The sequence below is a fragment of the Sphaerisporangium sp. B11E5 genome (assembly GCF_039871875.1).
Lineage (GTDB): Bacteria > Actinomycetota > Actinomycetes > Streptosporangiales > Streptosporangiaceae > Sphaerisporangium.
On the sequence record NZ_JBDPMD010000001.1, the window covers coordinates 294,573 to 319,948 of the forward strand.

Annotated in this window: 15 protein-coding genes; 9 read left to right on the plus strand and 6 right to left on the minus strand. The window is 72.0% G+C overall.

Annotated features, from left to right (window positions below; all coding sequences use genetic code 11):
• Positions 1-2,157, minus strand: coding sequence for an N-acetylneuraminate synthase family protein (locus ABGB17_RS01130; RefSeq protein WP_347625772.1), 2,157 nt, complete (start codon positions 2,155-2,157; stop codon positions 1-3).
• 154 nt (positions 2,158-2,311) lie between these two features.
• Positions 2,312-3,667 carry an ATP-binding protein gene (locus ABGB17_RS01135; protein ID WP_347625773.1) on the minus strand — a complete coding sequence of 452 codons (1,356 nt, stop codon included), beginning with the start codon at positions 3,665-3,667 and terminating at the stop codon, positions 2,312-2,314.
• A 362-nt stretch (positions 3,668-4,029) separates the two neighbouring features.
• On the opposite strand from ABGB17_RS01135, the gene ABGB17_RS01140 reads away from it, so the two are divergent.
• Positions 4,030-5,292 (plus strand): hypothetical protein, encoded by a 1,263-nt coding sequence (locus tag ABGB17_RS01140; protein WP_347625961.1) that lies wholly within the window; start codon positions 4,030-4,032, stop codon positions 5,290-5,292.
• Positions 5,293-5,380: 88 nt separating this feature from the next.
• A complete protein-coding gene (locus tag ABGB17_RS01145) occupies positions 5,381-6,007 on the plus strand; it encodes an amino acid-binding protein (RefSeq protein WP_347625774.1) in 627 nt (208 codons plus the stop codon).
• A gap of 36 nt (positions 6,008-6,043) precedes the next feature.
• Here ABGB17_RS01145 and ABGB17_RS01150 read toward each other — a convergent pair whose 3' ends face one another.
• Complete coding sequence (locus ABGB17_RS01150; protein WP_347625775.1) at positions 6,044-7,348, minus strand: ATP-binding cassette domain-containing protein; 1,305 nt, start codon at positions 7,346-7,348, stop codon at positions 6,044-6,046.
• Between the two features lie 423 nt (positions 7,349-7,771).
• On the opposite strand from ABGB17_RS01150, the gene ABGB17_RS01155 reads away from it, so the two are divergent.
• The 5 genes from ABGB17_RS01155 to ABGB17_RS01175 are packed head-to-tail and all read left to right on the plus strand — an operon-like array spanning position 7,772 to position 13,611.
• Positions 7,772-9,061, plus strand: coding sequence for an extracellular solute-binding protein (locus tag ABGB17_RS01155; protein WP_347625776.1), 1,290 nt, complete (start codon positions 7,772-7,774; stop codon positions 9,059-9,061).
• Positions 9,062-9,064: 3 nt separating this feature from the next.
• On the plus strand, positions 9,065-10,057 hold the full coding sequence (locus ABGB17_RS01160; protein WP_347625777.1) for a sugar ABC transporter permease: 993 nt from the start codon (positions 9,065-9,067) through the stop codon (positions 10,055-10,057).
• Positions 10,051-10,923, plus strand: a complete 873-nt coding sequence (locus ABGB17_RS01165; protein ID WP_347625778.1) for a carbohydrate ABC transporter permease — start codon at positions 10,051-10,053, stop codon at positions 10,921-10,923. Before ABGB17_RS01160 ends, ABGB17_RS01165 begins: the two co-directional genes overlap by 7 nt.
• A gap of 38 nt (positions 10,924-10,961) precedes the next feature.
• Positions 10,962-12,575, plus strand: coding sequence for a glycoside hydrolase family 13 protein (locus tag ABGB17_RS01170; protein WP_347625779.1), 1,614 nt, complete (start codon positions 10,962-10,964; stop codon positions 12,573-12,575).
• 10 nt (positions 12,576-12,585) lie between these two features.
• The gene (locus tag ABGB17_RS01175; RefSeq protein WP_347625780.1) at positions 12,586-13,611 is read left to right on the plus strand and encodes a LacI family DNA-binding transcriptional regulator; all 1,026 of its coding nucleotides are present in this window, start codon (positions 12,586-12,588) and stop codon (positions 13,609-13,611) included.
• A 12-nt stretch (positions 13,612-13,623) separates the two neighbouring features.
• Here ABGB17_RS01175 and ABGB17_RS01180 read toward each other — a convergent pair whose 3' ends face one another.
• Complete coding sequence (locus ABGB17_RS01180) at positions 13,624-18,114, minus strand: tetratricopeptide repeat protein (protein WP_347625781.1); 4,491 nt, start codon at positions 18,112-18,114, stop codon at positions 13,624-13,626.
• Positions 18,115-18,204: 90 nt separating this feature from the next.
• Between ABGB17_RS01180 and ABGB17_RS01185 the strand changes: the two genes are divergently transcribed.
• Both ABGB17_RS01185 and ABGB17_RS01190 read left to right on the plus strand, forming a co-directional pair.
• Positions 18,205-18,795, plus strand: coding sequence for a toll/interleukin-1 receptor domain-containing protein (locus ABGB17_RS01185; RefSeq protein WP_347625782.1), 591 nt, complete (start codon positions 18,205-18,207; stop codon positions 18,793-18,795).
• A gap of 53 nt (positions 18,796-18,848) precedes the next feature.
• Positions 18,849-22,553, plus strand: coding sequence for a tetratricopeptide repeat protein (locus tag ABGB17_RS01190; RefSeq protein ID WP_347625783.1), 3,705 nt, complete (start codon positions 18,849-18,851; stop codon positions 22,551-22,553).
• Positions 22,554-22,621: 68 nt separating this feature from the next.
• Here ABGB17_RS01190 and ABGB17_RS01195 read toward each other — a convergent pair whose 3' ends face one another.
• On the minus strand, positions 22,622-24,232 hold the full coding sequence (locus ABGB17_RS01195) for a RecQ family ATP-dependent DNA helicase (RefSeq protein WP_347625784.1): 1,611 nt from the start codon (positions 24,230-24,232) through the stop codon (positions 22,622-22,624).
• A 104-nt stretch (positions 24,233-24,336) separates the two neighbouring features.
• Positions 24,337-25,368, minus strand: coding sequence for an aminotransferase class V-fold PLP-dependent enzyme (locus tag ABGB17_RS01200; protein ID WP_347625785.1), 1,032 nt, complete (start codon positions 25,366-25,368; stop codon positions 24,337-24,339).
• Positions 25,369-25,376: the final 8 nt, after the last annotated feature.

Here is a 25,376-nt window from a genome sequence, read left to right on the forward strand (position 1 = left end):
TCAGACCGTCACGCGGCGCAGCCGGGACTTGGGGGCCTCCTCGCCGGGGAACACCCGCTTGACACCGTCACCGAGAGCGGTCTCGATGATGCGGATGTCGCGCACCAGGTGCTCCAGTCCGCTCGGCTCCAGCGAGGCGGCGTGGTCGGACCCCCACATCGTACGGTCCAGCGTGATGTGCCGCTCGACGGTGACCGCGCCGAGGGTGACCGCCGCCAGGGAGATCTGCAGGCCGCGCTCGTGGCCGGAGTACCCGACCGGCACGCCGTACCGCTCGCGCAGCGTGACGATCGCCCGCAGGTTGGCCTCCTCGGGAGGCAGCGGGTAGGTGGAGGTGGCGTGCATCATGACGAGCTTGGAGGTGCCGAGGATCTCCACGGCCGCGTCGATCTCCTCCAGCGTCGACATGCCGGTCGACAGGATGATCGGCTTGCCGGTCTCCGCCAGTCTGCGGAGCATCTCGTGGTCGGTCACGCTGGCCGAGGCGACCTTGTGCGCGACGACGTTCATGTCCTCCAGGAAGTCCACCGACGGCACGTCCCACGGGGAGGCGAACCAGTCGATGCCGCGCTCGGTGCAGTACTTGCCGATCTGGGCGTACTCGTCGGCGCCGAACTCCACCCGGTACTTGTACTCCAGGTAGGTCATCTCGCCCCACGGCGTCTGCCGGATCAGGTCGCGCTGCTCGACCGGCACGCAGATCTCGGGGGTGCGCTTCTGGAACTTCACGGCCTGGCAGCCGGCGTCGGCGGCCACGTCGATGAGGCGGCGCGCGATGTCCAGGTCGCCGTTGTGGTTGATGCCGATCTCGCCGATGACGTACACCGGCTGCCCGGGGCCGACCAGCGCCTCGCCGATCGCGACCGGGGCCGCCTCAACCTGCGGCGCCGGCGCGGCGACGGCGGTGACGGCGGGCGCGGTGACGGTGGCGACGGGTGCGGTGGCTGTGGCGCTGGCGCTGGCGCTGGCTGTGGCTGTGGCTGTGGCGGGCGCGGTGGTGGCGGTGGGTGCGGTGTCGGCGGGACGGGCGGCGAGCACGCGGTCGCACAGCTCGCGTACGGCGCCGTCGCCGCCCCGGCGGGTCAGCACGACCCGGGCGGCGGCGCGCACCTCGGGGTGGGCGTCGGGGGTGGCGACCGGCCAGCCGACCAGGTCCAGGCAGCCGAGGTCGTTGACGTCGTTGCCGACGTAGGCCACCCGGGCCGGGTCCAGGCCCTCGATGCTCAGCCAGTCGCGCAGCGCGGTGTGCTTGGCCGACAGGCCCTGCAGCACCGGCACGCCGAGCTTGCGGGCCCGGGCCGACACGACGGGGTTGCGCTCGGTGGACAGCACCAGCACCTTCACCCCGGCCCGCTTGAGCAGGTCGATGCCGAGCCCGTCGGTGCGGGACACGGCGACGGACTCGTGGCCGTCCTGGTCCACGTAGACGTGGTCGTCGGTGTGCACGCCGTCGAAGTCGGTGATCACGGCGTCCACGTCGATGGGGCCCGGGCGGTCCACGACCGGCGCCAGCGCCCGGACGATCTCCAGGTCCTCGGGGGAGTCGACCTCCACCGCGTGCCCGGCCGGCACCTCCTGCACCGCGACGGTGCCGAAGAAACGGTGCCCGTGCTCGCGCAGGCCCGCGGCGCGCATGACGTAGAAGGCGCCGGTCTCGCGGTACTCGGGCGCGCGGTCCTGGCGGCGGGGCCGGTGCGCGGGGTCGTGGTTGACGCCGCCGACGCCCTCCCCGGCCTGGTTCCACACGAACTCGTGGGTCGGGAGGGCCGAGAACACCACGTCGGCGCCGCCCGCGAGGACCTTGGCCACCGCGGCGTCCAGGTCGGCCGGGTCGATGAAGGCGCTGGTGCACTGCACCAGCACGACGACCTCGGGCTCCTCGCCGACCTGGCCGAGCACGTGCAGCACGGCGGACTCGGAGGAGGCGCTGGCGCCGCTCAGCTCGGCGGGGCGGTCGACGACCCGCGCGCCCGCCGCGGCGGCGGCCTCGGCGATGCCGGCGTGGTCGGTGCTGACGACGACCTCGTCCACGAGCTCGGCCGCCACACAGGCGTTCACCGCGCGTGTGACCAGTGGCACGCCCCCCACCTTCGCGAGGTTTTTCAGCGGGACGCCCACGGAACCTCCGCGGGCGGGGACGACGGCCAGGACTCGCACGGTTACTCCCTGATAGGCGAAAAGCGAGCGCTCGCCTCTTAGGCACGCTCGTGGGTGTCAGGCACGCTAACCATCGGTCCTCTCCGGTAAGGAGAGCCGGAGCTGAACACCCAGCGTCGCTCGTGTTAACTCTTGGGGAGGGCTTTACCCGCGCTCACTCCACGACGGGCAGCCGGAGCACGAATCGCGTGCCCGCCGAGGCGTCCTCCACCTGCAGCGTCCCGCCGTGCGCGATGGCGACGTCCCGCGCGATGGCCAGCCCGAGCCCGGTCCCGCCCCGGTGCCGGCTGCGGGCCTCGTCCAGCCGGGTGAACCGCTGGAAGACCCGTTCGCGGTCCGCGACGGCGATGCGGTCGCCGTCGTTGGTCACCGACACCTCGGCCATGCCGCGCGCTCCGCGCACCTCCACGGTCACCACCCGGTCGGCGTGCCGCTGGGCGTTGTCGAGCAGGTTGGCCAGCACCCGGCTCAGGTGGGTGGGCACGCCGCGCACCACGACGCCGTCCTGCAGCTCCGCGGTGACCGGCACCCGGCACCCGCGGCGCCGGATCTCCTCGGTGGCGAGGCGCCCGAGGTCCACGCACTCCTGCACGGCGGGGCCGCTGGAGCCGAGACGGGCCATGAACAGCAGGTCGGTGATGATGGCCTCGATGCGGTCGGTGTCGCGCAGCGTGCCCTCCACCAGGGTGCCGAGCTCGGTGTCCTCCGGGTGCAGCCGGGCGTACTCCAACTGGGCGCGCAGGCCCGCGATGGGGGTGCGCAGCTCGTGGGAGGCGTCGGCGGCGAAACGGCGCTGCTGCTCCACCGAGTGCTCGAGGCGGGCCAGGGTGGAGTTGACGGTGCGGGCGAGATCGGAGATCTCGTCGTCGCCCGGCGGTTCGCACACCCGGCGGGACAGATCGCTCACCGTGATGTGGGCGAGCTCGGCCTGGATGTTGTCGATCGTGCCGAGGGCCCGGTCGGCGGCCTTGGTGGCCACCCAGCCGACCAGCGCGACCAGCAGCGCGATCTGCACGCCGATCGACACGTCGATGAGGTGGCCGCGCAGCAGCCCGGGTGTGGGGGAGGCCGCGTACACCACCGGGGCGTCGACGCCGCCTCCGGTGAGGATCGCGGTCGCGTGGTAGCACTCGCCGTGCCCCGCCGGGCAGGTGCGGAAGTCGATCGCGCGGTCGGGGACCCCCGCCGGCGGGTGCCCGAGCACCGGCAGCCCCCTGGCCGACTCGGTGGCGGCCAGCACGTGACGGCCCGGTCCGATGAGCTGCACGAGCACACGCGACCCGGCGGGGACGGGGATCGGGTTGCGCAGCGTCGCGTCGTGGTAGGCCATGACGGTGTGGGCCGCGGCGGCCCGGGTCTCGCGCCAGAGGGACTGCGCGACGGCGTTCCTGATCACCGCGTCCGCCGCCAGACCCAGCGGGGTCAGGAACACCGTGGTGAGCACGAGGGTGAGGAAGGTGACCTGCCCTCTGATCGTCCGGGGCCAGAGGGCCGCCCATCGGCGGGACATTCGCAAAGGCTACTGCCGCCACACCCACGCAAGATCCCGCGAGATGGGAAAGAGCTCACCAAGCACCGGCAAACTCCCCGGGCCCCCGTCCGGGCACCGCACAGCGTCCCAAGCGGCGGATCTTCAGGGTCGTGCCGCGTCCAGGCCGCCGGGCCGGGCTCAGGGGCGTCCTGCGCGGTTCGGGGCCCGCGGGGACGTCTTCCGGGGTCGCCGGGCGCGTTTCGTGCCCCGGTGGCCGTCGTGGGCTCTCGCGGAGCGGTGCGTGGACCGCTACCGTGTGCGGCAGCGATCATCTGATTACCGAGTGTGGGGTTATGGCGCCGAAATTCTGGCGGGCAGGACTGTATTTACCGTTGATCACCGTGCTGCTCGCCGACCCGGCGGCACACCCCCTGTCCGGCGGCGCGCTCGCGTCGTCCGGCACCGGTCACGCGGCCGCGGGCCGCACCTTTTACGTGGACGCCTCCCAGGGGGACGACGACGCGCGGGGCACCGGCCCCAAGGACGCGTGGCGGTCGCTCGGCCGGGCCGGCGAGGCGGACCTGCGCCCGGGGGACACCCTGCTGCTGCGGCGCGGCAGGCGGTGGACGGGCACGCTGGAACTGAGCGGCAAGGGCACGGCGGCGCGGCCGATCGTCGTCGGGGCGTACGGATCGGGGGCGCGGCCGCGGATCACCGCCACCGGGGACGACTGCGTCGTGGTGGCGGGGTCGTACTTCCGGGTGTCGGAGCTGCGGGCCTCGCGGTGCGGCTGGGCCGGGTTCCGCGTCGAGGGCCGCTACAACGACCTGTGGGACGTCTACGCCGACCGCAACGTCACCGGGGTGTGGTTCACCCCGGACGGCGCGCGCAACGTGCTGCGGGGCAGCCAGATGCGCGGCAACGACCGCATGAGCGTCGACGACGACCAGCCGGACAACGACTCCGGCGCGTTCGGCGTGCTGCTCAACGGCGACGACAACCGGGTCGTCGGCAACCTCATCACCGGCAGCTACGCGCGCAGCAAGGACTACGTGGCCGACGGCGCGGCGGTGGAGGTGTACGGCGGGGACCGCAACGTCGTGGCGCACAACGTCGCCAGGGACAACGAGACCTTCACCGAGCTCGGTCACGAGCCCGGCGGCACCGCCACGGGCAACCTGTTCGCGCACAACGTGGTGACGTCCTCGCGCTCGCGTGGATCGTTCCTCGTCACCCGCGGCGCGGGGCACTCCGTGGGGCCGGTGCGCGGCACGGTGGCGGTGCACAACTCCGTCTACCTGCCCGCGAGCCACACCATCGGCTTCTCGTGCGCGGACGGCTGCTCGGGCCGCATCCTGACCCTGCGCAACAACGTGGTGCGGGTGGGCGGCATCATCGGTTTCGAGGACGGCTCCGGCATCGACGACGCGGGCGGGGTCTACCTCGGCGCGCTCGAGGACTTCCGGCCCGGACGCCGGTCGGTGCGGGCCGACCCGTTGTTCCGGAGCCGGAGCGATCTGCGGCTGCGCGCGGGCTCGCCCGCCATCGGCCGCGGCGTGCCGGTCGGCCTGTCGTGGTACGGCGGCGCGGGGCTGGCGTACGACGCGGCGGGGCGGGCCGTCCCCCGGTCCAGGAACCCGGACTCAGGTGCCTATCAGTACTGAGTGCGACTTATTCCGGACATAACTTGGGAACATGGTAGAAACCTCTGTCCGGCACTCTGTGGCGTGAGACCGGTATGGAGGTATGTGGATGGTGCTTCGGGTACGGGTGTCGCTGCCCGACCGTCCGGGGGTGCTCGGTCAGGTGGCGCGGGCCTTCGGCGTGCTCGGCGCGGACATCCTGCAGGTGACGGTGCTGGAACGCGACGCGGGCCGGGCGGTGGACGACTTCACCGTGTCCTGGCCCGGGGGTTTCTCCGCCGAGGAGCTGCGCGAGCGGCTGGCCGTCGTGCCGGGCGTGCGGGTGGACGGCGCGTGGCCGACCCGTGAGGTGCCGGGCAGCAGCCCCGACTACGATCTGATCGGCCATGTCGCGACCGACGCCGACCGGGCGTTCGTCACCCTGGTCGACGCGGTGCCCGACCTGGTGGGCGCGCAGTGGGCCGTCGCCGTCGACTCCAGCACGGGCGAGGTGGTGCACGGGAGCTGGCAGGCACCCGGCGTGGAAGACATGCCCGACCTGACGCCGCTGCGCCCTGCGATGTTCAGCGAGGGGTCGCTCCACCTGCTGAGCCTGCCGGTGCGGCCGGTGGGGCTGCATCTGGTGGTGGCGCGCACGGAGGGGCCGCCGTTCCACCAGGTGGAGCTGGACAAGGTGCTGCGCGTCGTCGAGATCGTCACGCTGCTGGTGGCCGCGAGCGGCCACACGGTCGCCTGACGCGGAGGCGTGGCACCCGTGGCGGGGACGGCCCGGTCAGCGGCGCGGCGGGTCGATGCGGTCGCCCGCCATGGTGAACAGCATGATGCGGCTGAGGTCCACCGCGACGCGGCCGTGCTCGCCCGCGCGCCACACCGGCCGCCCGCCGAGCCGTACCACGAGGTCCGAGCGGCGGTGGTGGCCGCTGCCGGTGATCGGCGGGGCGTCCTCGGCGGGCTCGTCGTCGCCGCCGGTCAGGCGGCGCACCAGGGAGCGCATGCGGGCCGCGGTGCCGTGCCCGTTGCCGTTGCCGTTGGCGTGCCCGTTGGCGTGCCCGTTGGCCGGGTGCTTCGGCATCGGCTCGGGGGCGGGCACCGCGGGGATGCCGACCTCCAGGTACGCCAGCCACTCGTGGCCGTGGTACTCCAGCGTGCGCACCCGGCCGGCGAAGTGGGGGCCGTCCACCCCCTCGGGGATCGGCGCGAGGCCGTCGGAGCGGATGCCGACGATGATCTGGCTGCCGGTGTGCTGGGACACCGCGTACGCCCGGGGGTCGGTCCAGGGCATGGTGATCTGGTGGAGCCCGAAGTCCAGCAGGATGTACTGGTTCTGCGGGGTGCGCACCGTCGCCGACAGCAGGTTGAGCTGCTGGGAGCTGAGGAACGCCGCGACGAACGCCGTCGCCGGGTCGTTGTAGATCTGCGCCGGGGTGCCGACGTCCTGCAGCACGCCCCGGTTGAGTATGGCGATGCGGTCGGCCAGGGTGAGCGCCTCGACCTGGTCGTGCGTGACGTAGATGGTGGTGACGCCGAGCGCGCGGACCAGTGAGGAGATCTCCATCCGCAGTTCGGTGCGCATCGAGGCGTCGAGGTTGGACAGCGGTTCGTCCATGAGGAACAAGGACGGCTGGCGGACGATCGCCCGGCCCATCGCCACCCGCTGGCGCTGGCCGCCCGACAGTGTGCCGGGCCGTCTCTCCAGCGTCTCGTCGATGTGCAGGGCCCGGGAGAGCTCGACCACGCGCTCCCTGACCATCGCGGGGTCGGCCTTGGCGATCTCCAACGGGAAGGCGAGGTTCCCGCGGACGGTCCGGTGCGGGTAGAGCGCGCCGTTCTGGAAGACCATCGCGACGTCGCGGTCGCGTGGGGCCAGGTCGTTGGCGATCCTGCCGTGCAGATAGAGGTCGCCGGAGGTGATCTCCTCAAGTCCCGCGATCATCCGCAGCAATGTCGACTTGCCGCACCCGGATGGTCCGAGCAGGACGAGTAACTCACCTTCCTCCGCGCGCAAGCTCAATCGATCGACCGCGAGAGTGCCCCCTGGGTACACCTTCGTCACGTTGTCGAGAACGACGGTACTCATCGTCACTCGTTCCTCCCGGGCAACAGAGCCCGGATCCCAGCCGTCATTGTGATTGATGAGGTAGTACATCGCGTACCAGGGCGCCATGTCCATACGTGGAGTGAGAAATCGCTCATCTACCAGTTACTTGACCAAAGGCCGTCTATCGACGTCAGGACGGTTGCAACCGTTGAGGTCACAGGTGTGGGTTTGAGGTTGTGCGGTGGGCGGTGGCGGAGTGGTGGTACCTGTCCTGGTCCGGGTGGGTGACGGGGGCGTAATGACGAGGACATCACAATTTGCAGAAAGTTTCCGAAAGGTCTTTCACGCCCGTTCACCTGACTGTTACGTTCCGCGTACCCCGGTGTCACCGTCCCGCTCCCGGGGACGCGGACGGTGGCGCCGACCCCTTGGGCAATGACGCTTTCAGCAAGGAGTGCACACATGCGGCGAGCCATCTCGGCCGCGGCGGCGGCCGCGGCGCTGGCGCTGGCGGTATCCGCCTGCGGCGGCGGGACCCCCGAGCAACCGGCCGCGACGGCCACCGGGGCCGCGGAGCCCGCGGGCCAGGTGACCTGGTGGGACACCTCGGACGCCACCAACGAGGGGCCCGTCTTCCAGGAGCTCATCAAGGACTTCCAGGCCAAGTACCCCAAGATCAAGGTCAACTACGTCAACGTGCCGTTCGCCGAGGCGCAGAACAAGTTCAAGACGGCGGCGCAGAGCGGCTCCGGTGCGCCGGACGTGCTGCGCGCCGACGTCGGCTGGGTCGCCGAGTTCGCCTCCCTCGGCTACCTCGCCCCCCTGGACGGCACCCCCGCGGTCGACAAGCCCGAGGACTTCCTGGCCAGCCCGGCGAGCAGCGGCAAGTTCAACGGCAAGACCTACGCCGTGCCGCAGGTCACCGACACCCTCGGCCTCCTGTACAACAAGGAGTTGCTGAAGAAGGCCGGGCACGACGCGCCGCCGAAGACGTTCGCCGAGCTCAAGCAGACCGCGCTCGACGTCAAGTCCAAGACCGGCGCCGACGGCCTGGCACTGAACATCGACGCCTACTTCCTGCTGCCGTTCATCTACGGCGAGGGCGGCGACCTGCTCGACGTGAGCACCAAGAAGATCACCGTCGCGGCCCCGCAGGCGGTCGCCGGCGTCAAGGTCGTGGAGGACCTCATCACGTCCGGCGCCGCCACCAAGCCCGCCATCCAGGACAGCTACAACAACGCCCAGGCCGCCTTCAAGGAAGGCAAGGTGGCCATGATCTTCAACGGGCCGTGGTCGAACACCGACAACCTCGGCGGCAAGGTCTTCAAGGACGACCCGGACAACTTCGGCATCGCCCCGGTCCCGGCCGGGTCGGTCAAGGCCGGCGCCCCCACCGGCGGCCACGACTACGCGGTCTACGCCGGCTCGCAGAACCTCGACGCCTCGTATCTGTTCGTGCAGTTCATGGACTCCGCCGAGAGCCAGGCCAAGATCGCCGGCAAGCTCGGCCTGCTGCCCACCCGCCAGTCCGCCTACACCATGCCGGAGGCCGCAGCCAACGAGATGATCGGCCGCTGGAAGGAGCCGATGGCCGCGGCCGTCGAGCGTCCCTGGATCCCCGAGGCCGGCCAGCTCTTCCAGCCGCTGGTCGAGGGCTACCAGAAGCTCGCCGCCGGCCAGCAGGGCGCCGAGCCCATGCTCCAGGGCGTCGCCAAGGCCTACCAGGGTCTGCTCAAGGGCTGGAGCCTCTGACCCATGACGGCACAGGTCGTCGACGGGACGGCCGCGGGCACCCCCGCCCGCGGCCGGGCCCGCGACCCGATGCGCGGCGGGGTGGGACGCGCGCTCGCCCGGCACTGGTACGCCTGGGCGATGTGCGCCCCAGTGGTGATCGTCACGCTGGTCCTGGTCGGGTACCCGCTGGCCCGCGGGATCTACCTGTCGCTCACCGACGCGACCGAGGCCACCATGGGGCGGACCATCGGGATGAACGTCATCCCGTCCACCTATGAGTTCGTCGGCCTGGCCAACTACACCGCGATCGTCACCTCCGCCGAGTTCCTGTCCCGCCTCGGCTGGACCGTCGTCTGGACGGTCGCCTGCGTCGCGCTGCACTACGGCATCGGCCTCGGGCTCGCGCTGCTGCTCAACCGGCCCATGCGGCTGCGGTCCCTGTACCGCATGCTTCTCGTGCTGCCGTGGGCCGTGCCGGTGTTCGTCTCGGCGTTCATCTGGCGCTACCTGCTCAACGGCGAGTTCGGCGTGGTCAACGCCATGCTGCGCGCCGTGGGGTTCGCCGGGATCAGCTGGCTGGACGACCCGTTCTGGGCGAAGGCGTCGGTCATCGCGGTGAACGTCTGGCTCGGCGTGCCGTTCATGATGCTGGCGCTGCTCGGCGGGCTGCAGGCCATCCCGCGTGAGCTGTACGAGGCGGCCGAGGTGGACGGCGCCTCGCCCTGGCAGCGGTTCCGGCACATCACGCTGCCGGGGCTGCGGCCGGTGTCGAGCACCGTGGTGCTGCTCGGCACCATCTGGACGTTCAACCAGTTCCCCGTCATCTTCCTGGTCACCAAGGGCGGGCCAGGCGGGTCCAGCGAGATCCTCGTCACCTACGCCTACCGGCAGGCGTTCGAAGGCATACGCAACTACTCGGGATCGGCCGCGTGGGGAGTGCTCATCCTGGCGCTGCTCGTCGTCATGGCCGTCGTCTACCGGCGCGCCCTGCGCCGCGCAGGGGAGGCATGGTGAGCGTCACCACGGCCCGCGGTGCACGCGCCGCCACCCGCTCCACGCGTTCGCGCGGCGCGTCCGTCGCCCTGCACGCCGCCCTCGTCGCGGCGAGCCTGGTGGCCGCGTTCCCGGTCGCCTGGCTGGTCCTCACCTCGATCAAGCCGCGGGACGCCTGGCAGAGCACCACGATCCAGATCTTCGACAACCCCACGCTGGCCAACTACGTCCAGGTGCTCACCCAGACCGCCTTCCCGCGGTGGCTGTTCAACTCCCTGCTGGTCGCGGCGCTCACCACCGTGCTCGGCGTGGCGATGTCGGCCAGCACCGGGTACGCGGTCAGCAGGTTCCGCTTCCCCGGCTTCCGGTCGATCATGTGGATGCTGCTGATCACCCAGATGTTCCCGGTGGCCATCCTCATCGTGCCGATCTACAACCTGCTGGCCGGGCTCGGGCTGATCAACCAGTTCCCCGGCCTGGTCATCGCCTACCTCACCTCGGCCGTGCCGTTCTGCGCCTGGATGATGAAGGGGTACTTCGACACCGTCCCCGTGGAGATCGACGAGGCGGGGCGGGTGGACGGGCTGACCCACTTCGGCACGTTCTGGCGGCTCATCCTGCCGCTGTCCAAGCCGGGCCTCGCGGTGGCGGCGTTCTACTCCTTCATCACCGCCTGGGCCGAGGTCGCGTACGCCACCGCGTTCATGACCGGCGACGACAAGTACACCCTGGCCGTCGGGCTCGGGCAGTTCGTCGGCCAGCACAAGGCCGAGTGGGGACTGCTCACCGCCTCCTCGGTGCTGATCGCCGCCCCCGCGGCGGTGGTCTTCCTCCTCGTGCAGCGCCACCTGGTGACCGGCCTCACCGCCGGAGCCACCAAGGCCTGATGTTAGGTCCTGAAATTTCGGAGAATCGGGGGTCCCGAATGACCGACCTCGCCCGCGCCGCCCAGCCGGTGACCACCTCTGCCCGGTGGTGGCGCGACGCCGTCATCTACCAGGTCTACGTCCGCAGCTTCGCCGACGGCGACGGCGACGGGATCGGCGACCTGCTCGGGGTGCGCGGCAAGCTCGGCTACCTCGCGGAGCTCGGCGTGGACGCCGTCTGGCTCACCCCGTTCTACACCTCACCGATGGCCGACTTCGGGTACGACGTCGCCGACTACCGCGACGTCGACCCGATCTTCGGCACGCTCGCCGACGCACGGGCCCTCATCGAGGACGCCCACCGGCACGGCCTTCGCGTCATCATCGACGTGGTGCCCAACCACACTTCCGACCGGCACGCCTGGTTCACCGCCGCCACGGCCGCCGCCCCCGGCGCCCCCGAGCGCGACCGCTACATCTTCCGCCCCGGCCGCGGCGCGACGGGGGAACTGCCGCCCAACGACTGGGAGTCCGTCTTCGGCGGCCCCGCGTGGACCCGGCTGCCCGACGGCGAGTGGTACCTGCACCTGTTCGCCCCCCAGCAGCCCGACCTCAACTGGGACCACCCCGAGGTGCACGAGGAGTTCGCCTCCGTCATGCGCTTCTGGCTCGACCTCGGCGTGGACGGCTTCCGCGTCGACGTGGCGCACGGCATGGTGAAGGCCCCCGGTCTGCCCGACGTCGGCGTCGCCGGCCACGTCGAGATGCTCGGCGGCGTGGATCTGCCGTACTTCGACCAGGACGGCGTGCACGCCATCCACCGCTCCTGGCGCCGCCTGCTCGACTCCTACCCCGGCGAACGCATCGGCGTCGCCGAGGCCTGGGCCGAGACCCCCGAACGCCTCGCCCGCTACGTCCGCCCCGACGAGCTGCACCAGGCGTTCAACTTCCACTTCCTCAAGGCCCCCTGGGACGCCACCGCCCTGCGCGCCGTCATCGACGAGTCCCTCGCCACCGTCGCCCCCGTCGGCGCCCCCGCCACCTGGGTCCTGTCCAACCACGACGTCAAACGCCACGTCACCCGCTACGGCGACGGCCCCGCCGGCCTGCGCCGCGCCCGCGCCGCCGCGCTGCTGATGCTCGCCCTCCCCGGCTCCGCCTACATCTACCAGGGCGAGGAACTCGGCCTCCCCGAAGTCCTCGACCTTCCCGACGAGGTCTGCCAGGACCCCCAGCGCCTCCGCGCCCCCGGCCACGGCCGCGACGGCTGCCGCGTCCCGCTGCCCTGGGCCCACACCGAGCCGCCGTTCGGCTTCAGCCCCCCGGGCATCACCGGCACCTGGCTCCCCGCCCCCGCCTCCTGGGCCTCTTTGACCGTCGAGTCCCAACTGGCCGACCCGGCTTCGACCCTGCACCTATATAAAGAGGCACTCCACCTCCGCCGCACCCACCCCGCCCTCGGCGACGGCCCCCTCACCTGGCAGGCGTCCCCACCCGGCACCCTGGTCTTCACCCGCGGCCCCTTCACCTGCACCGTGAACGTCTCCGCGTCCCCCGTGTCCGTCCCTGTGCCCGGCACCCTTCTCCTCGCCACCACCACGCTTGCGGCGGACACCCGCACCGTGATCCTTCCCCCGGAGTCCGCCGCGTGGTGGACGGCCGACAGTGCGTAAAGTACACAACGTGCACGGAAACGCCCGCCTGACCGACATCGCCGCCCAAGCAGGCGTCAGCGAAGCCACAGTAAGCCGCGTCCTCAACGGCAAAGCCGGCGTCTCCGCCCACACCCGCCAGTTGGTCCTGACGGCCCTGGACCTCATGGGCTACGAACGCCCCCAACGCCTCCGCCAGCGCAGCAACGGCTTGATCGGCCTGGTCACCCCCGAACTGGACAACCCCATTTTCCCGGCCTTCGCCCAAGCCGTGGAGAAGTCGCTGACCCACCATGGCTACACCCCCGTGCTGTGCACCCAAACCCCCGGCGGCGCCCCCGAGGACGAGTTCACCGAACTCCTCCTGGAAAGAGACGTCAGCGGCATCGTCTTCGTCTCCGGCCTCCACGCCGACACCACCGCCCGCATGGACCGCTACACCCGCCTCACCGACCGCGGCCTCCCCATAGTCCTGGTGGACGGCTACAGCCCGCTGATCGAGGCCCCCTTCATCTCCCCCGACGACCGCACGGCCGCCAAACTCGCCGTCCAGCACCTCGTCACCCTCGGCCACCAGCGAATCGGCCTGGCCCTCGGCCAGCGCCGCTTCGTCCCCGTCATCCGCAAGATCGAAGGCTTCACCGAAGCCATGTCCTCACTGCTGGGCGTGAAGGACTGCGAGAACCTGATCCAGCACTCGTTGTTCACCGTGGAAGGCGGCCAAGCCGCAGCCACCGCCCTGCTCGACCGAGGCTGCACCGGCATCGTCTGCGCCAGCGACCTGATGGCCCTGGGCGCCATCCGAGCCGCCCGCACCCAAGGCCTGACCGTCCCCGGCGACGTCTCGGTAGTGGGTTTCGACGACTCCCCACTCATCGCCTTCACCGACCCCCCTCTGACCACCATCCGCAAACCCATCGGCCCCATGGCCGCCGCCGCCGTCCAAACGCTCCTGGAAGAGATCAACGGCACAAAGCCCAAGAACACCGAGTTGATCTTCCAACCAGAACTGATAGTCCGCGGCTCCACCGGCTCCGGCCCCCTCCTCAACCGCTGACCAGAACACTCTTCAGCCCGCATCCAGTCGAGCAAGAACCACGTCGACGGACGCGGGGTCCAGTTGTTCGGCGAGGATGCGTCGGAACTCTCGCTTCCCCAGCGCCTGCCGCTGCTCGCGCAGCCAGTACAGGTCGATGGAGATCTGCGGTGTCCCGAGCTGGGCTCGGATGCTCAGGCTGTGCAGGTTGTAGGCCACTGCGTCGGCCGGTTGCCCGGTCTTGGTGCACAGCACTCCGATCTGGCTGAGCGTCGCGGCCATGCCGGCGCGGTTGCCGAGGTCCTCGTTGATGGTGAGGGCTTTGCGGTACCACTCCAGCGCCTGGTCCGACTCCCCCCGCACCTGGGCGATCACGCCGAGCTGGTGGTAGCTGGCGGCCATGTCGGCGCGGTTGCCGAGATCTTCTTTGATGGTGAGGGCTTTGCGGTACCACTCCAGCGCCTGGTCCAACTCCCCCCGCACCTGGGCGATCACGCCGAGCTGGTGGTAGCTGGCGGCCATGCCGGCGCGGTTGCCGAGGTCCTCGTTGACGGTGAGGGCTTTGCGGTACCACTCCAGCGCCTGGTCGTACTCGCCCCGTTCCTGGGCGATCCTGCCGAGCTGGTGGTAGTTGCCAGCCATGCCGGCGCGGTTGCCGAGGTCCTCGTTGACGGTGAGGGCTTTGCGGTACCACTCCAGCGCCTGGTCGTACTCACCCCGGTCCTGGTCGACAATGCCGAGGTGGTGGTAGCTGGCGGCCGTGCCGGCGCGGTTGCCGAGGTCCTCGTTGATGGTGAGGGCTTTGCTGTACCACTCCAGCGCCTGGTCCAACTCCCCCCGCACCTGGGCGATCCTGCCGAGGTGGTGGTAGCTGGCGGCCATGCCGGCGCGGTCGCCGAGGTCCTCTTTGATGGTGAGGGATTTGCGGTACCACTCCAGCGCCCGGTCATAGTCGCCCCGTTCCTGGGCGATCGTGCCGAGGTGGTGGTAGGTGGCGGCCATGTCGGCGCGGTCGCCGAGATCCTCGCTGATGGTGAGGGATTTGCGGTACCACTCCAGCGCCTGGTCCAACTCGCCCCGCTCCTGGGCGATCCTGCCGAGGTGGTGGTAGCTGGCGGCCATGCCGGCGCGGTTGCCGAGGTCCTCTTTGATGGTGAGGGATTTGCGGTACCACTCCAGCGCCCGGTCGTACTCCCCCCACCGCTGGGCGATCAGGCCGAGCTGGTGGAACCCGGCAGCCTGCTCACGGCTGCCGTCAGCGAACCACGACACCGTCTCTACGTAGAGCTGCTGCTCCCAGCTCCACGCCCCCCAGGTACGCAACCGCTCACACACCCAATCCGTCGCCCCGGCCGCCGCCCGCAGATCCCCCGCCCGGTGATGGTGATACCGGGCCTCCACCATGTCCTGCACATCCTGCTGGGCGGTTTGCGGCCGGGTCTGGACCCGGAAACGCCAGTACCGCGCCGCCGCCGCATGCGCCGCCACCACCACCTCACCCGGCGTCACCTCCGGACGCGCCAACGCCTCCGCCGTCCACCGATGCACCACAAACACCCCCACCCCCTCCTCATCCACCCCCGGCACCACCAAACCCAACCCCGCCAACACCTCCACCGCCGCATCCACCCCACCCGGCTCCACCAACGGCACCACCCGAGCCGCCGCCGCATCCACCTGAGCCTGTACCAGCTCACCCGCACCCAACCCCAGGTCCTCCACCCCCGCCCCCGGATCCTGCACCCGCGCCCGGCGCAACAACTCACCCAACCGCTCCAGCCGCCGCTCCCGATCGGGATCCGGCGGCGTCTCGGTACTCACCGGCCACACCAGACCGGCCCGGTCCACCGCACGCCGATACACCGACACCCCAACCAACACCCGCCGCTGCAAATCATCCAGCAACCCCACCAGCTCACCCACCAACGCGTCATCCACCGCCAGCGTCACCGCCTCAGCCAACGCACCATCCAACCCCCGCCCCACCCCCAACCACCCCGCCACATCCGCCACCCCACGCTCCCGCACCAGGCCCTCCAGGCGCTCACCCACATCGGCGAACCGCGCACGCCCACCCCGCAACAACGCATCCACATACTCCAACGCCCGCGGATGACCCCCTACCACCACCCACGCACGCTCCTGCTCCCCACCAGACAACCCATCCAACCCCGGCAACCGCCACATCAACTTCCGCGCCTCACTCCACGACAACGGACCCACATGCCACACCACCAACCGCCCCTCCGCACCCCCCGGCAACACAAAAGGAAAACGACTGGTGACCAGTAGTCGCGTGCCCCGTGGCGACCGGATCCACGCGGCGAGGAAGGCGGCCAGTTCCTCGTCGAGGAAGGAGAACCCGGCGTCCCGGTCCAGGTTGTCCTCGAAGTTGTCCAGCAGCAGAGTGATCGGGGGAGCGGCGATCCGCTGCCGCAGCCAGGGGGACACGGTGCCGAGGGTCTGGACGAGGGCGTCGAGCCGGGCCTGCCAGGGGTGGTCCAGGCGGCGCAGGAACTGGCTGAGTTCGCGTAGCGGTCCGGCTGGGGAGCCGGCGGTGGCGGTGGCGGTGAGGAGCTTGGCGGCGATGGTGTCGAGGACCTGGTCGGGGGAGGTGCGGCCGACGATGGAGACGACGAGGCCTGCGTCGGGGCCGAGCCAGCCGATGAGTTCGGCGGCCAGGGTGCTTTTGCCCACGCCGCCGATACCGTGCAGCAGCACGCCGGGGCGGTCGCGCAATGCGGATCGCAGGGTGCGCAGTTCGGTGCGGCGGCCGACGAAGTCGCCGACGGGGCGGACGACGACACCGGGGTCGAGGGACACGGCGGGTGGTGGCTGGACGTCGGTGTCGACGCCGCGGTGGACGTCGTACAGCGGGATCGACGGGCCGCGCAGGAACAGGGCGGGGGTCGCCCACTCGGCGAGGTCGGCGTCCCTGCTGCCGTCCGGCGCGGTCCTGCGGTCTTCCTCCAGGGTGCGCCGGGCCTCCGACAGGGCGCTCAGCACGTCGGGCTGGGGGCGGATCGCCAGTTCGCGGTAGACGGCCGCGGTGAGGAGGCTGGCGTACCGGTCGGTCACCGGCGCGGTCATGGCGAGCACGGAGGGGACCCCGGCGGCTGACAGCTCCCGCGCCAGCCCGCTCAGTGCGGCCTCACCCTGTTCGGTGGCGTCGTCGCCGGCCGAGGCCGTCCGGATGTCGAGCGCGGTGGAGCAGCCCGACAGCACCACCAGTGGGACGCCTCGGTCCCGGGGGATCGCCCGGACGAGCCGGTCGGGGGTGACCTTGTCGACGCCGCCCTGCTCGTCCTCCAGGAGCAGCACGCCGGGCGCGGCGTGGCAGGAGATGTGCAGCACGTGGAAACGTTCCTGTTTGAGCGCGTCCACGACGGCGGCCAAGGTGCCCTGGTTGAGGATGCGCACGTGCGCGGCCGCGTGCCGCCGGGCTTCGTCCACCGCGTCGAGGACGCGGCGCAGCTCCGCCTCCAGGTCCAGCAACGGCCCGCCCTCCGGCCCGTCCGGGGCCGCCGCGACGGCGAGGATGCGCAGCGGAGCCAGGATGCCGATCGCGGGGGTGTGGCAGCCGGCGGGCAGGTGACGGAACAGGTCCACGCAGGGGTGCAGAGCCAGGGGCCGCGTCTCGCCCGGGAGGGTCAGCGTCTCCCAGGGCAACCCGGTCAGTTCGCCGTCCACCTGGAGCCCGAGCCGCACCGTGCTGTTCCGCCCGGCCGCCTCGGCCACCGCCGTGGCCACCGCCTCGCCGGCCGGCCCGGACAGGAAGACGCCGCCCAGGGCGGCGCCCGCCTCACGCGACCGCAGGTCCAGCAGGGTGCCCGGGTGTTCCGCCGGGACGCCGCTCTTGGTGAGCGTCCCCTCGGGGCGGCCGATGCGGGCCCGGTCGAGCTGCCACAGCCGTTCTTCCAGTACGTGGGTCAGCGGGCCCGGCACATGGGCAGACACGGGGTCGCCGTCCACCGGGCCGAATGTCACCGTGTCCCGGCCGATGCGCAGCAGCGCCTCCCGCGCCCCTTCGGGCCGGTGATGCTTGTAGGGCTCCAGCGGCTCACCCGGAGGCCGCTGTTCCCGGATCGCGTCGAGCAGGTCCCGGTACGGCGTCTCCTGGTCCTCGCCGCGGAAGTTCAGCGGATGGCGGGCGGCGGCGAACGGCCCGAGGGGGACGTCGTCCACGAGCGCCGGGATGAACCTCCGCTCGCCGGGGCCGGTGAGCAGGGCCGCGTACTTGGCGGCCATCATCGGGTCGGCCTCGGTGTGCCGGCTGTACACGAAGACGACGGCGGCCGACGCGCGGATGAGGTCCTCGACGCGCCGGACGATGATGTCGCCGGGCAGGTAGTGCTCCAGCGCCGCCCGCACCCCGTCCCCGGACAATCGGGCCTGCAACCGGCGGGCCCACTCCAGGTCGGCCTGGGCGTGCACGATGAACACCTCGTAGGTGATGCCGCCCGGCTCGGCCATCCTGTCCCGCCCCGCGTCCGTCGTCCCGTCCTCTGCCGGTGGGACGCTCACCACCGGGCGAAGGTTTGCCGTGTTTCCCGTAGTCGGCCGATTTCGGCTACCTAGCGCCACGGCTCGCCTACGCAGATTAGCCTGCTTGGTATGGACATGGCTGGGTTCGCCCTGACCCTGATCGGCACTCTTGCCGGCATCGCGGGCGCCTACTTCGCCTGGGTTCCCCTACGCGGTCAGATCAGCCGCCGCCGTGCCGGGCGGACGGCCGTCCCGGCGTCCCTCCCCGCAGCGGACCAGGCAGGTGACGTGAACCACGACGTGTTCGTGTCCTACTCCCATGACGATGCGTCTCTCGTCAGGGACCTCGTGGAACATCTCGGGTGCCGGGGCGTCGGCGTGGTGCTGGACGAAGTCGTGATGCGGCCGGGTGTCCCGCTGGTCCACGCGGTGGAGCAGGCCATCCGGGACGCGGCGCACGGACTGCTGGTCTTCAGCAAGGCGTCCGTCGCCAGTGGGTGGGTCACCAACGAGTACTACGTGCTGATGCAACGTGCCATCGAGACCGGGCAGCTCTTCATCCCGGTGCTCATCGACGACGTTCCCCTGCCCGAGTTCGCCCGCACCCGTTATTACAGTGACCTGCGCGACCGCACCGGCGAGACGCTCGGCCGCCGCGCCGACGAGATCGCCGAAGCCCTGCGGGCTGCTGAACACCGTTCTCGGATGGGTGCCCAGTGAATGATCTGCTCACACGCCCCCGTCCGGCTGGCCGTGCGGCGCGGTGACGTCCTGTGCCGCTGCTCCGGGTTCGCGTCGGCGCCGGGGAGACCCTTGTGTACGGCGAGGACGGCGGCTTGGTCGCTTCCCACCGGCACAGAGGGCTGACGGCCACCGTCAACGAGCGGTTGTGGCGGCTGGATCGGTTGCGGCGGAGGCGGCCGACGCTGACCACGTTGGATCCGGTGACGGGGGAGGTGGCGCCGGTCACGGGGGCGGTGGAGTACGCGGTGCGGGTGCTGGGGCTTGCGGTGGGGGAGGAGTTCTTCGGCGGGGCGGTGGGGGAGGCCCTGACGGGCGGGGGAGAGCGGCTGGACGTGGGGGTGGAGGTCGAGGACGCGGAGCTGGCGGGGGTTCCGTGGGAGGTTGTGGTGCTGCCGGGGGAGGAGGAGCCGCTGGCGCTGGTGCCGGGAGCGCGGATGTACCGGGTGCGGCGGGGGGCGGTGCGGCGGGGGACGCCGCAGGCGGGCGGGGTGTTGCGGATCCTGGCGGCGTTCGCCGGCCCGGACGGGGACGAAAGGTTACCGCTGCTGGATGTGGACGCCGATGTCCTGCGGGTCCTCGGCGCCTTGCGGCCAGGGGTGGACGCGGGACGGATCGTGGTCGACGTCGTGGACGGCGGTGACACGCTGGGCGAGATGGGGCGGCATCTGCGGGCCCGGCTGTACGACATCGTGCACCTGTCGTGTCACGCGCGGGCGGGGGCGCTGCTGCTTGAGGACGCGCTCGGGGCGGTCGACATGGTCACGTCGGAGCGGCTGGCGGGGGCGCTCGGGGAGGAGGCGGCGCCGGTGGTGGTGCTCGCGGGCTGCTCGACCGGGGCGGAGACGCACGAACCGGGGAGCTTCGCGCGGGCGCGGGCGCTGACGGGAATGGCGGCGGCGCTGGTGGACGCCGGGGTTCCGGCGGTGCTGGCGATGACGGCACCGGTGAGCGACGGGTACGCCAGCCGGTTCTGCGCGGAGATGTACCAGGACATGGCGGGCAGCGGAGCGGATGTCCTCCAGGCCGTGTCGGACGCACGACGGCGGCTGCGGCAGCGGCCGGGTCCGTCCGACCTGTCGGAATGGCCCACGCCGGCGTTGTTCGTCAACGGGTCGGCGCCGCAGGCCCAGGTGCCGCCGGGCACGCAGGACACGGCGGGGTTGTTCGTCAACGGGTCGGCGCCGCAGGCCCAGGTGCCGCCGGGCACGCAGGACACGGCGGGGTTGTTCGCCGACCGGTCACCGCCGCGACCGGGAACACAGGACACGGCGGCCAAGGAGACGGTGCCCCCGCACGTCGTGCGCCGGGCCGTGCTGCGTGACCTCGCGCGGCTCTGGCGGGGCGTCGGCGCCGGACTCATGGTTTACGGCATCGGCGGGTCCGGCACGACGGTCGTGGTGAACGACCTGGTGGAACGGCTGGGGCGGGCGGTGGTCCTGGCGCCTGGGGACGGCGGCGCGGACGGGGTGCTGCGGGCCCTGGCCGGCCTGCTCACCGGGCCGGCCGCCGCGCGCGTCAGGGACCAGGCCAGTCCGTGGCGGGAACGGCTGGTCGCGTTCCGCGCGGCGTGGCGGGACGACGAGACGGTCATCCTCGTGGTGGAGACGGCACTGCATCGGATGACCGCCAGGTCTGACGGGACGACACCACCCGATGGCGGCTTGGCGGATCTTCTCGCCGCGTGGATCCAGGGCCCCCCGGCGTTCCGGCTGATCCTCACGGGCCGTCACCCGGTCACGCTGCCCGGCGCCGCCCATGAGCGGCTGGCGCCGTACCACCTCGGCCCGCTGTCCCCCGGTGAGGCACGCCTGCTCGCCACCCGGCTCCCCGGTCTTGGCCGGGTGCCGGCCTGGGCGGTGGACCGGGTGCTCGAGCGGATCGGCGGTCACCCGGTGGCGCTCGGCTACGTCGACGCCCTTCTCCGCGGCGACCGGCCATGGCACCCGGACCTGCGTGAACGGCTGGACCGGACGCTGGCTGCTCTCGGAAGGACCTTGGGCGAGGCACGGGAGCACGGACTCAACGCCGCGATCCGCATGGCGGCGGACCTCGTGACGCACGAGACGGGCGCCGCCCGTCTCCTGGCCGATCTCACCGAGGAGGACGCCGAGGCCTTGAGCGCTCTCGCGGTGTTCCGCCGCCCGGCCGCCGACGATGAGCACGGCACCTGTGCGGGCGCCGTCGCCAGACTGGACGCGGCGGGCCTGCTCGCCCCCGTCCCCGGAGCGGGACGGCTGGTCCACCGCTGGCTGGCGGGCGCGCTGCCCGCCTCAAGGGAGGCGCACGCCCGTGCCGCGGATCACTGGCTCCGGCTGGAGCGCGACGCCGGGGACGAGTGGCGGGTCGTCGAGGACCTCGCCGAGGCGCGGTACCACTTCCGTCAGGCGGGCAGGACCGGCGACGCCGCCATGGTGACCGCCGGGCTGTGCGACAGGTTGCAGACCACAGGGGCTTTCGCCCGTGCCGAACGGATCGCCCGGGACACCCTCGCCTGGCAGGACCTCGACGGCCACAACCGGGCCATCTTCATGTACGGCACCGGGGTCATCGCCCAGGACACCGGCCGTCCCGCCGAGGCGCGCGGGCTCCTGGAGGAGGCGGTGCGGTTGTTCGGCGAGGCGGGGGAGCGGATCGACGCCGCCTCGGCCGAGCTGCAGCTCGGCATACTGGACGAGCACATCGGCGACTACCCGGCCGCGATCGCCAGGTACGAGCGCGGCCTCGCCGAGTTCACCGCCGCCGGGGACATGGCCGAGGTCGCCCGGGCGCGCCACCACCTCGGCAACGTCCACGTCCTCATGGGGGACAACGTCACGGCCCGCGGGCACTACGAGGCCACGCTCGCCATCGAGGAGGAGCTGGGGGAGCGGGAACGGATCGCCGGCACGCTCCACCAGCTCGGCGTGGTGGAGCACGGGCTCGGTGAGCCGGAGAAGGCGGCCGGTCACTACCGCAGGGCCATCGAGTTGGCCACCGAGGCGGGGTACCGCACCGGCGTCTCGTCCGGGCATCACCAGCTCGGCATGCTCGCCTACGAACAGGGCGAGCTGAAGGAGGCCACGGACCACTGCCGCCGCGCCATGCGCATCGACGACGAGGCGGGCGACCTCCCCAACGTGGCCCGCGGTGAGCACCTGCTCGGCATGATCGCCCACGAGGCGGAGGACCTCGGCCAGGCCGAGGCCCACTACAACCGTGCCCTGGCCCTGCTCACCGCCGCCGGGGACCGCGCGGCCGCCGGCACCGTGCACCACCAGCTCGGCATGCTGGCCAGCACGAGGGGCGACCTGCCGCGTGCCTGGGAGGAGTACCGCCGGGCCCTCGCCGTCGCCGAGGAAGTCGGTGATCGGGACGGCATCGCCCGCGCGTATCACGAGTTCGGCATGCTCCATGTCGAGGAGAACCGCCTCATCGAGGCCCGCGACTGGTACGACCGCGCCAAGGAGATCTTCGAGGAGCTGGAGGACCGGGGAGGCCTGGCGCGGGTCCATTGCGCACTGGGACGTCTGGAGCATCTCCACGGCCGCTCCGAGGGGGCGGTGGCGCCGACCCTGCGCGGCTTCGCGCTCGCGATCGAGACCGACGACCAGGTGGCGGTCCCGGCCCTGCGTCAGCTCGCCGAGCTCGACCGCGTCCTCGGCAGGAGACGATTCAGGAAGATCCTCGAACGACTGACCGAGCCCTCGGCCGTCCCGGTCGTCCTGCGTGCCGTGGACGCCGCCCATGAGCCATGACCGCCCGCCGGTCCAGGCGCCCGTTCAGGGACTCGCCCCGGATCCGTTCGTCGGCGGTGGGGACGTATCTATCCCGTCTCCCGCAGAAGGCGCTGTTCGAGGACGGTCTCCAGGAGGAGTTCGCGGTACCCGGCCTGCTGGAACAGGACGGTGAGGCGGTCGGTGTCGCGGCGGATGACCTGGCCGGGGCCCCAGAGGTCGTGTTCCACGTGGGCGTGGACGGGGAACGGGCCCTCGGCGGGCGCCGGGGCGGCGGGGGTGCCGGTTGAGCAGGTGTCGCAGTTGTGGCAGGGGGTGGGGAGGGCTTCGCCGAAGTAGCCGAGGAGGAGGCGGCGGCGGCAGTCGTCGGTTTCGGCGTAGCGGCGCATCATTTCCAGGCGGGTGCGTTCGACGTCGCGGCGGCGGGCGGCGAGGGCGCGGGCCTGTTCGGCGGCGGCCGCGGGGGAGGGGCCGTCGGGGACGGGGGTGATGTCGCGGGGGCCGAGGTGGACGGCGCCGGCCTGGTGCAGGAGGTCCAGCAGGAGGGTGAGGCGGCGGGGGGACACTCCGGCGTGCTCGGCCAGTTGGCCGCGGTCGGCGTGGCCGGCGGTGGCGACGGCTTCCGCGACGCGGGTCAGGGGGCCGGTGCCGGGGACGGCGCCGGTGAAGAAGCGGTGCAGGCCGAGGTCCTCGGGGCGGTAGAAGAGCACCGCTCGGGCGGGGTCGCCGGCGCGGCCGGCGCGGCCGATCTCCTGGTAGTAGGCGTCCAGGGAGCCAGGGGTCTCGGCGTGGATCACGTAGCGGACGTCGGGTTTGTCGATGCCCATGCCGAACGCGTTGGTGGCGACGACGACGTCGAGCCCGCCGGACATGAAGCGCTCGTGCACCTCGTCCCGCTCGGCGCGCGGCAGTCCGGCGTGGTAGGCCTCGGCGCGCAGCCCGGCGCGGCGCAGCGCCTCGGACAGCTCGCCGGTTCTCTTGCGGGTCGCGGTGTAGACGATGCCGGGGGACGGCTGCGCCAGGACGGCCGCCGTCACGTCGCGGGTGGCGTCGCCGCTCACCCGCCGCACCTCCAGGGAGATGCCGGGCCGGTCGAAGCCCCGGACGATCGTCACCGGGTCGCGCATGCCGAGCCGTTCGATGATCTCGGCGCGCACCGGCGGGGCCGCGGTCGCGGTCAGGGCCGCGATGGCGGGACGCCCGAGGGCTTCCGCGACCGCGCCGAGACGGAGGTAGTCGGGGCGGAAGTCGTGCCCCCAGGCCGAGACGCAGTGCGCCTCGTCCACCACCATCAGCGACGGCGCCGCGGCGGCCAGCTCGCGCACCACGTCGGGCCGGGCGAGCTGCTCGGGCGCGCAGAACAGGAACTCCGCCGTCCCGGCCCGCAGCGCCTGGAAGGTGGCCGCCCGTTCCCGCGCCGGCGTGCCGGCGTTGACGCTGCGCGCCACCTCGGCCCGCCGGCGCAGCGCCTCCACCTGGTCGCGTTGCAGGGCGATCAGCGGCGACACCACCAGCGTGGGCCCCGGCAGCAGCAGCGCCGGCACCTGGTAGATGGCCGATTTCCCGCTGCCGGTCGGCATCACCACCAGGGTGTCGCGCCCCTCGGCGAGCGCGGTCATGGCGTCGAGCTGACCCGGCCGCAGGTCCGCGAGCCCCAGCGACCTGCGTGCCGCCCGTGTGCAGCGGAACCGTTTCCGCATCCGTGAACCCGGCCACCGCACCCTGGCCTCCCCTTTCGCCGCCGTCCTGACGGACGGTCCCTGCCCCGCGAGGACGGCGGGGAACATGTGATCGCCGCGGGGTGTCAGCCGGTCAGGGCCTTCACCGCCTGGTCCACGTCGTCGGTGGTGGTGTAGACGTGGAAGGACGCGCGGACCTTGCCGGCGCGGATCGAGGTGCGGATGCCGGCGGCGCGCAGGCGGTCCTCGGCGCCGGGGACGTCCACGGTGACGATGGCGCTGCCGGTGGGTTCGCGGTCGAGGGCGGTGAGGAAGCGGGACGCCAGGGCCGTGTTGTGGGCGTGGATCTGGTCGGCCCCGATGTCGTTGAGGAGTTCCAGGGCGGGGGCGGCGCCGACGTGGCAGAACCAGGCGGGGGAGAGGTCGTAGGCGCGGGCGTCCTCGGCGAGGCGCAGCGGGGGGCCGTAGAACGAGGTGGCGGGGTCGGCGCCGGAGTACCAGTTGGCGGCGGTGGGGCGCATGGCGGCACGGGCCCTCGGGGACAGGTACCCGTAGGAGGCGCCGCGGGGGGCCATCAGCCACTTGTAGGCGCCGCAGACCAGGACGTCGAAACGGGACGCGTCCACCGGGAACCAGCCGCAGGCCTGGCTGGCGTCCACGCAGACCAGCGCGTCATAGGTGCGGGCGGCGGACAGGATGTCCTCCACGGGGGCCACGCGGCCGTCGGCGGACTGCACCAGGCTGAACGCGACCACCCGGGTGGACGCGTCCACGGCGTCGGCCAGCCGGTCCAGCGGGACGGTGCGCAGGTCGGCCGACACCGCCCACGGGAACAGGTTGGAGGTGAACTCCTCCTGCGGGGCGACGACGCGGGACCCGGGCGGCAGGGACGACGCGACGGGGGCGAGCATCTGGGACACCGTGGCCCCCACCGCGACGTCCTCGGGCGCGACGCCCGTCATGGCGGCGAACGCGGCCCTGGCCCGGGTGGTGGCGTCGTTCCACGGCCACCAGCTCGTGCGGCCCACCCGCCAGTCGGCCAGCGCCCGCTGCAGATCCTCGAAGGCCGGGCGGGGCGGCAGGCCGTAGCTGGCGGTGTCCAGCCAGCCCGGCATCGGGTCCCACAACGTGCGCGCCTCGGTGATGTCCATACCCATGCGCAGTA

Coding starts and splice junctions, on each gene's coding strand:
- ABGB17_RS01195 (WP_347625784.1), bottom strand. CDS start 24,232: ATGCGGAAACGGTTCCGCTGCACACGGGCGGCACGCAGGTCGCTGGGG.
- ABGB17_RS01135 (WP_347625773.1), bottom strand. CDS start 3,667: ATGTCCCGCCGATGGGCGGCCCTCTGGCCCCGGACGATCAGAGGGCAG.
- ABGB17_RS01200 (WP_347625785.1), bottom strand. CDS start 25,368: ATGGGTATGGACATCACCGAGGCGCGCACGTTGTGGGACCCGATGCCG.
- ABGB17_RS01145 (WP_347625774.1), top strand. CDS start 5,381: ATGGTGCTTCGGGTACGGGTGTCGCTGCCCGACCGTCCGGGGGTGCTC.
- ABGB17_RS01155 (WP_347625776.1), top strand. CDS start 7,772: ATGCGGCGAGCCATCTCGGCCGCGGCGGCGGCCGCGGCGCTGGCGCTG.
- ABGB17_RS01185 (WP_347625782.1), top strand. CDS start 18,205: ATGGACATGGCTGGGTTCGCCCTGACCCTGATCGGCACTCTTGCCGGC.
- ABGB17_RS01165 (WP_347625778.1), top strand. CDS start 10,051: ATGGTGAGCGTCACCACGGCCCGCGGTGCACGCGCCGCCACCCGCTCC.
- ABGB17_RS01170 (WP_347625779.1), top strand. CDS start 10,962: ATGACCGACCTCGCCCGCGCCGCCCAGCCGGTGACCACCTCTGCCCGG.
- ABGB17_RS01160 (WP_347625777.1), top strand. CDS start 9,065: ATGACGGCACAGGTCGTCGACGGGACGGCCGCGGGCACCCCCGCCCGC.
- ABGB17_RS01150 (WP_347625775.1), bottom strand. CDS start 7,348: ATGAGTACCGTCGTTCTCGACAACGTGACGAAGGTGTACCCAGGGGGC.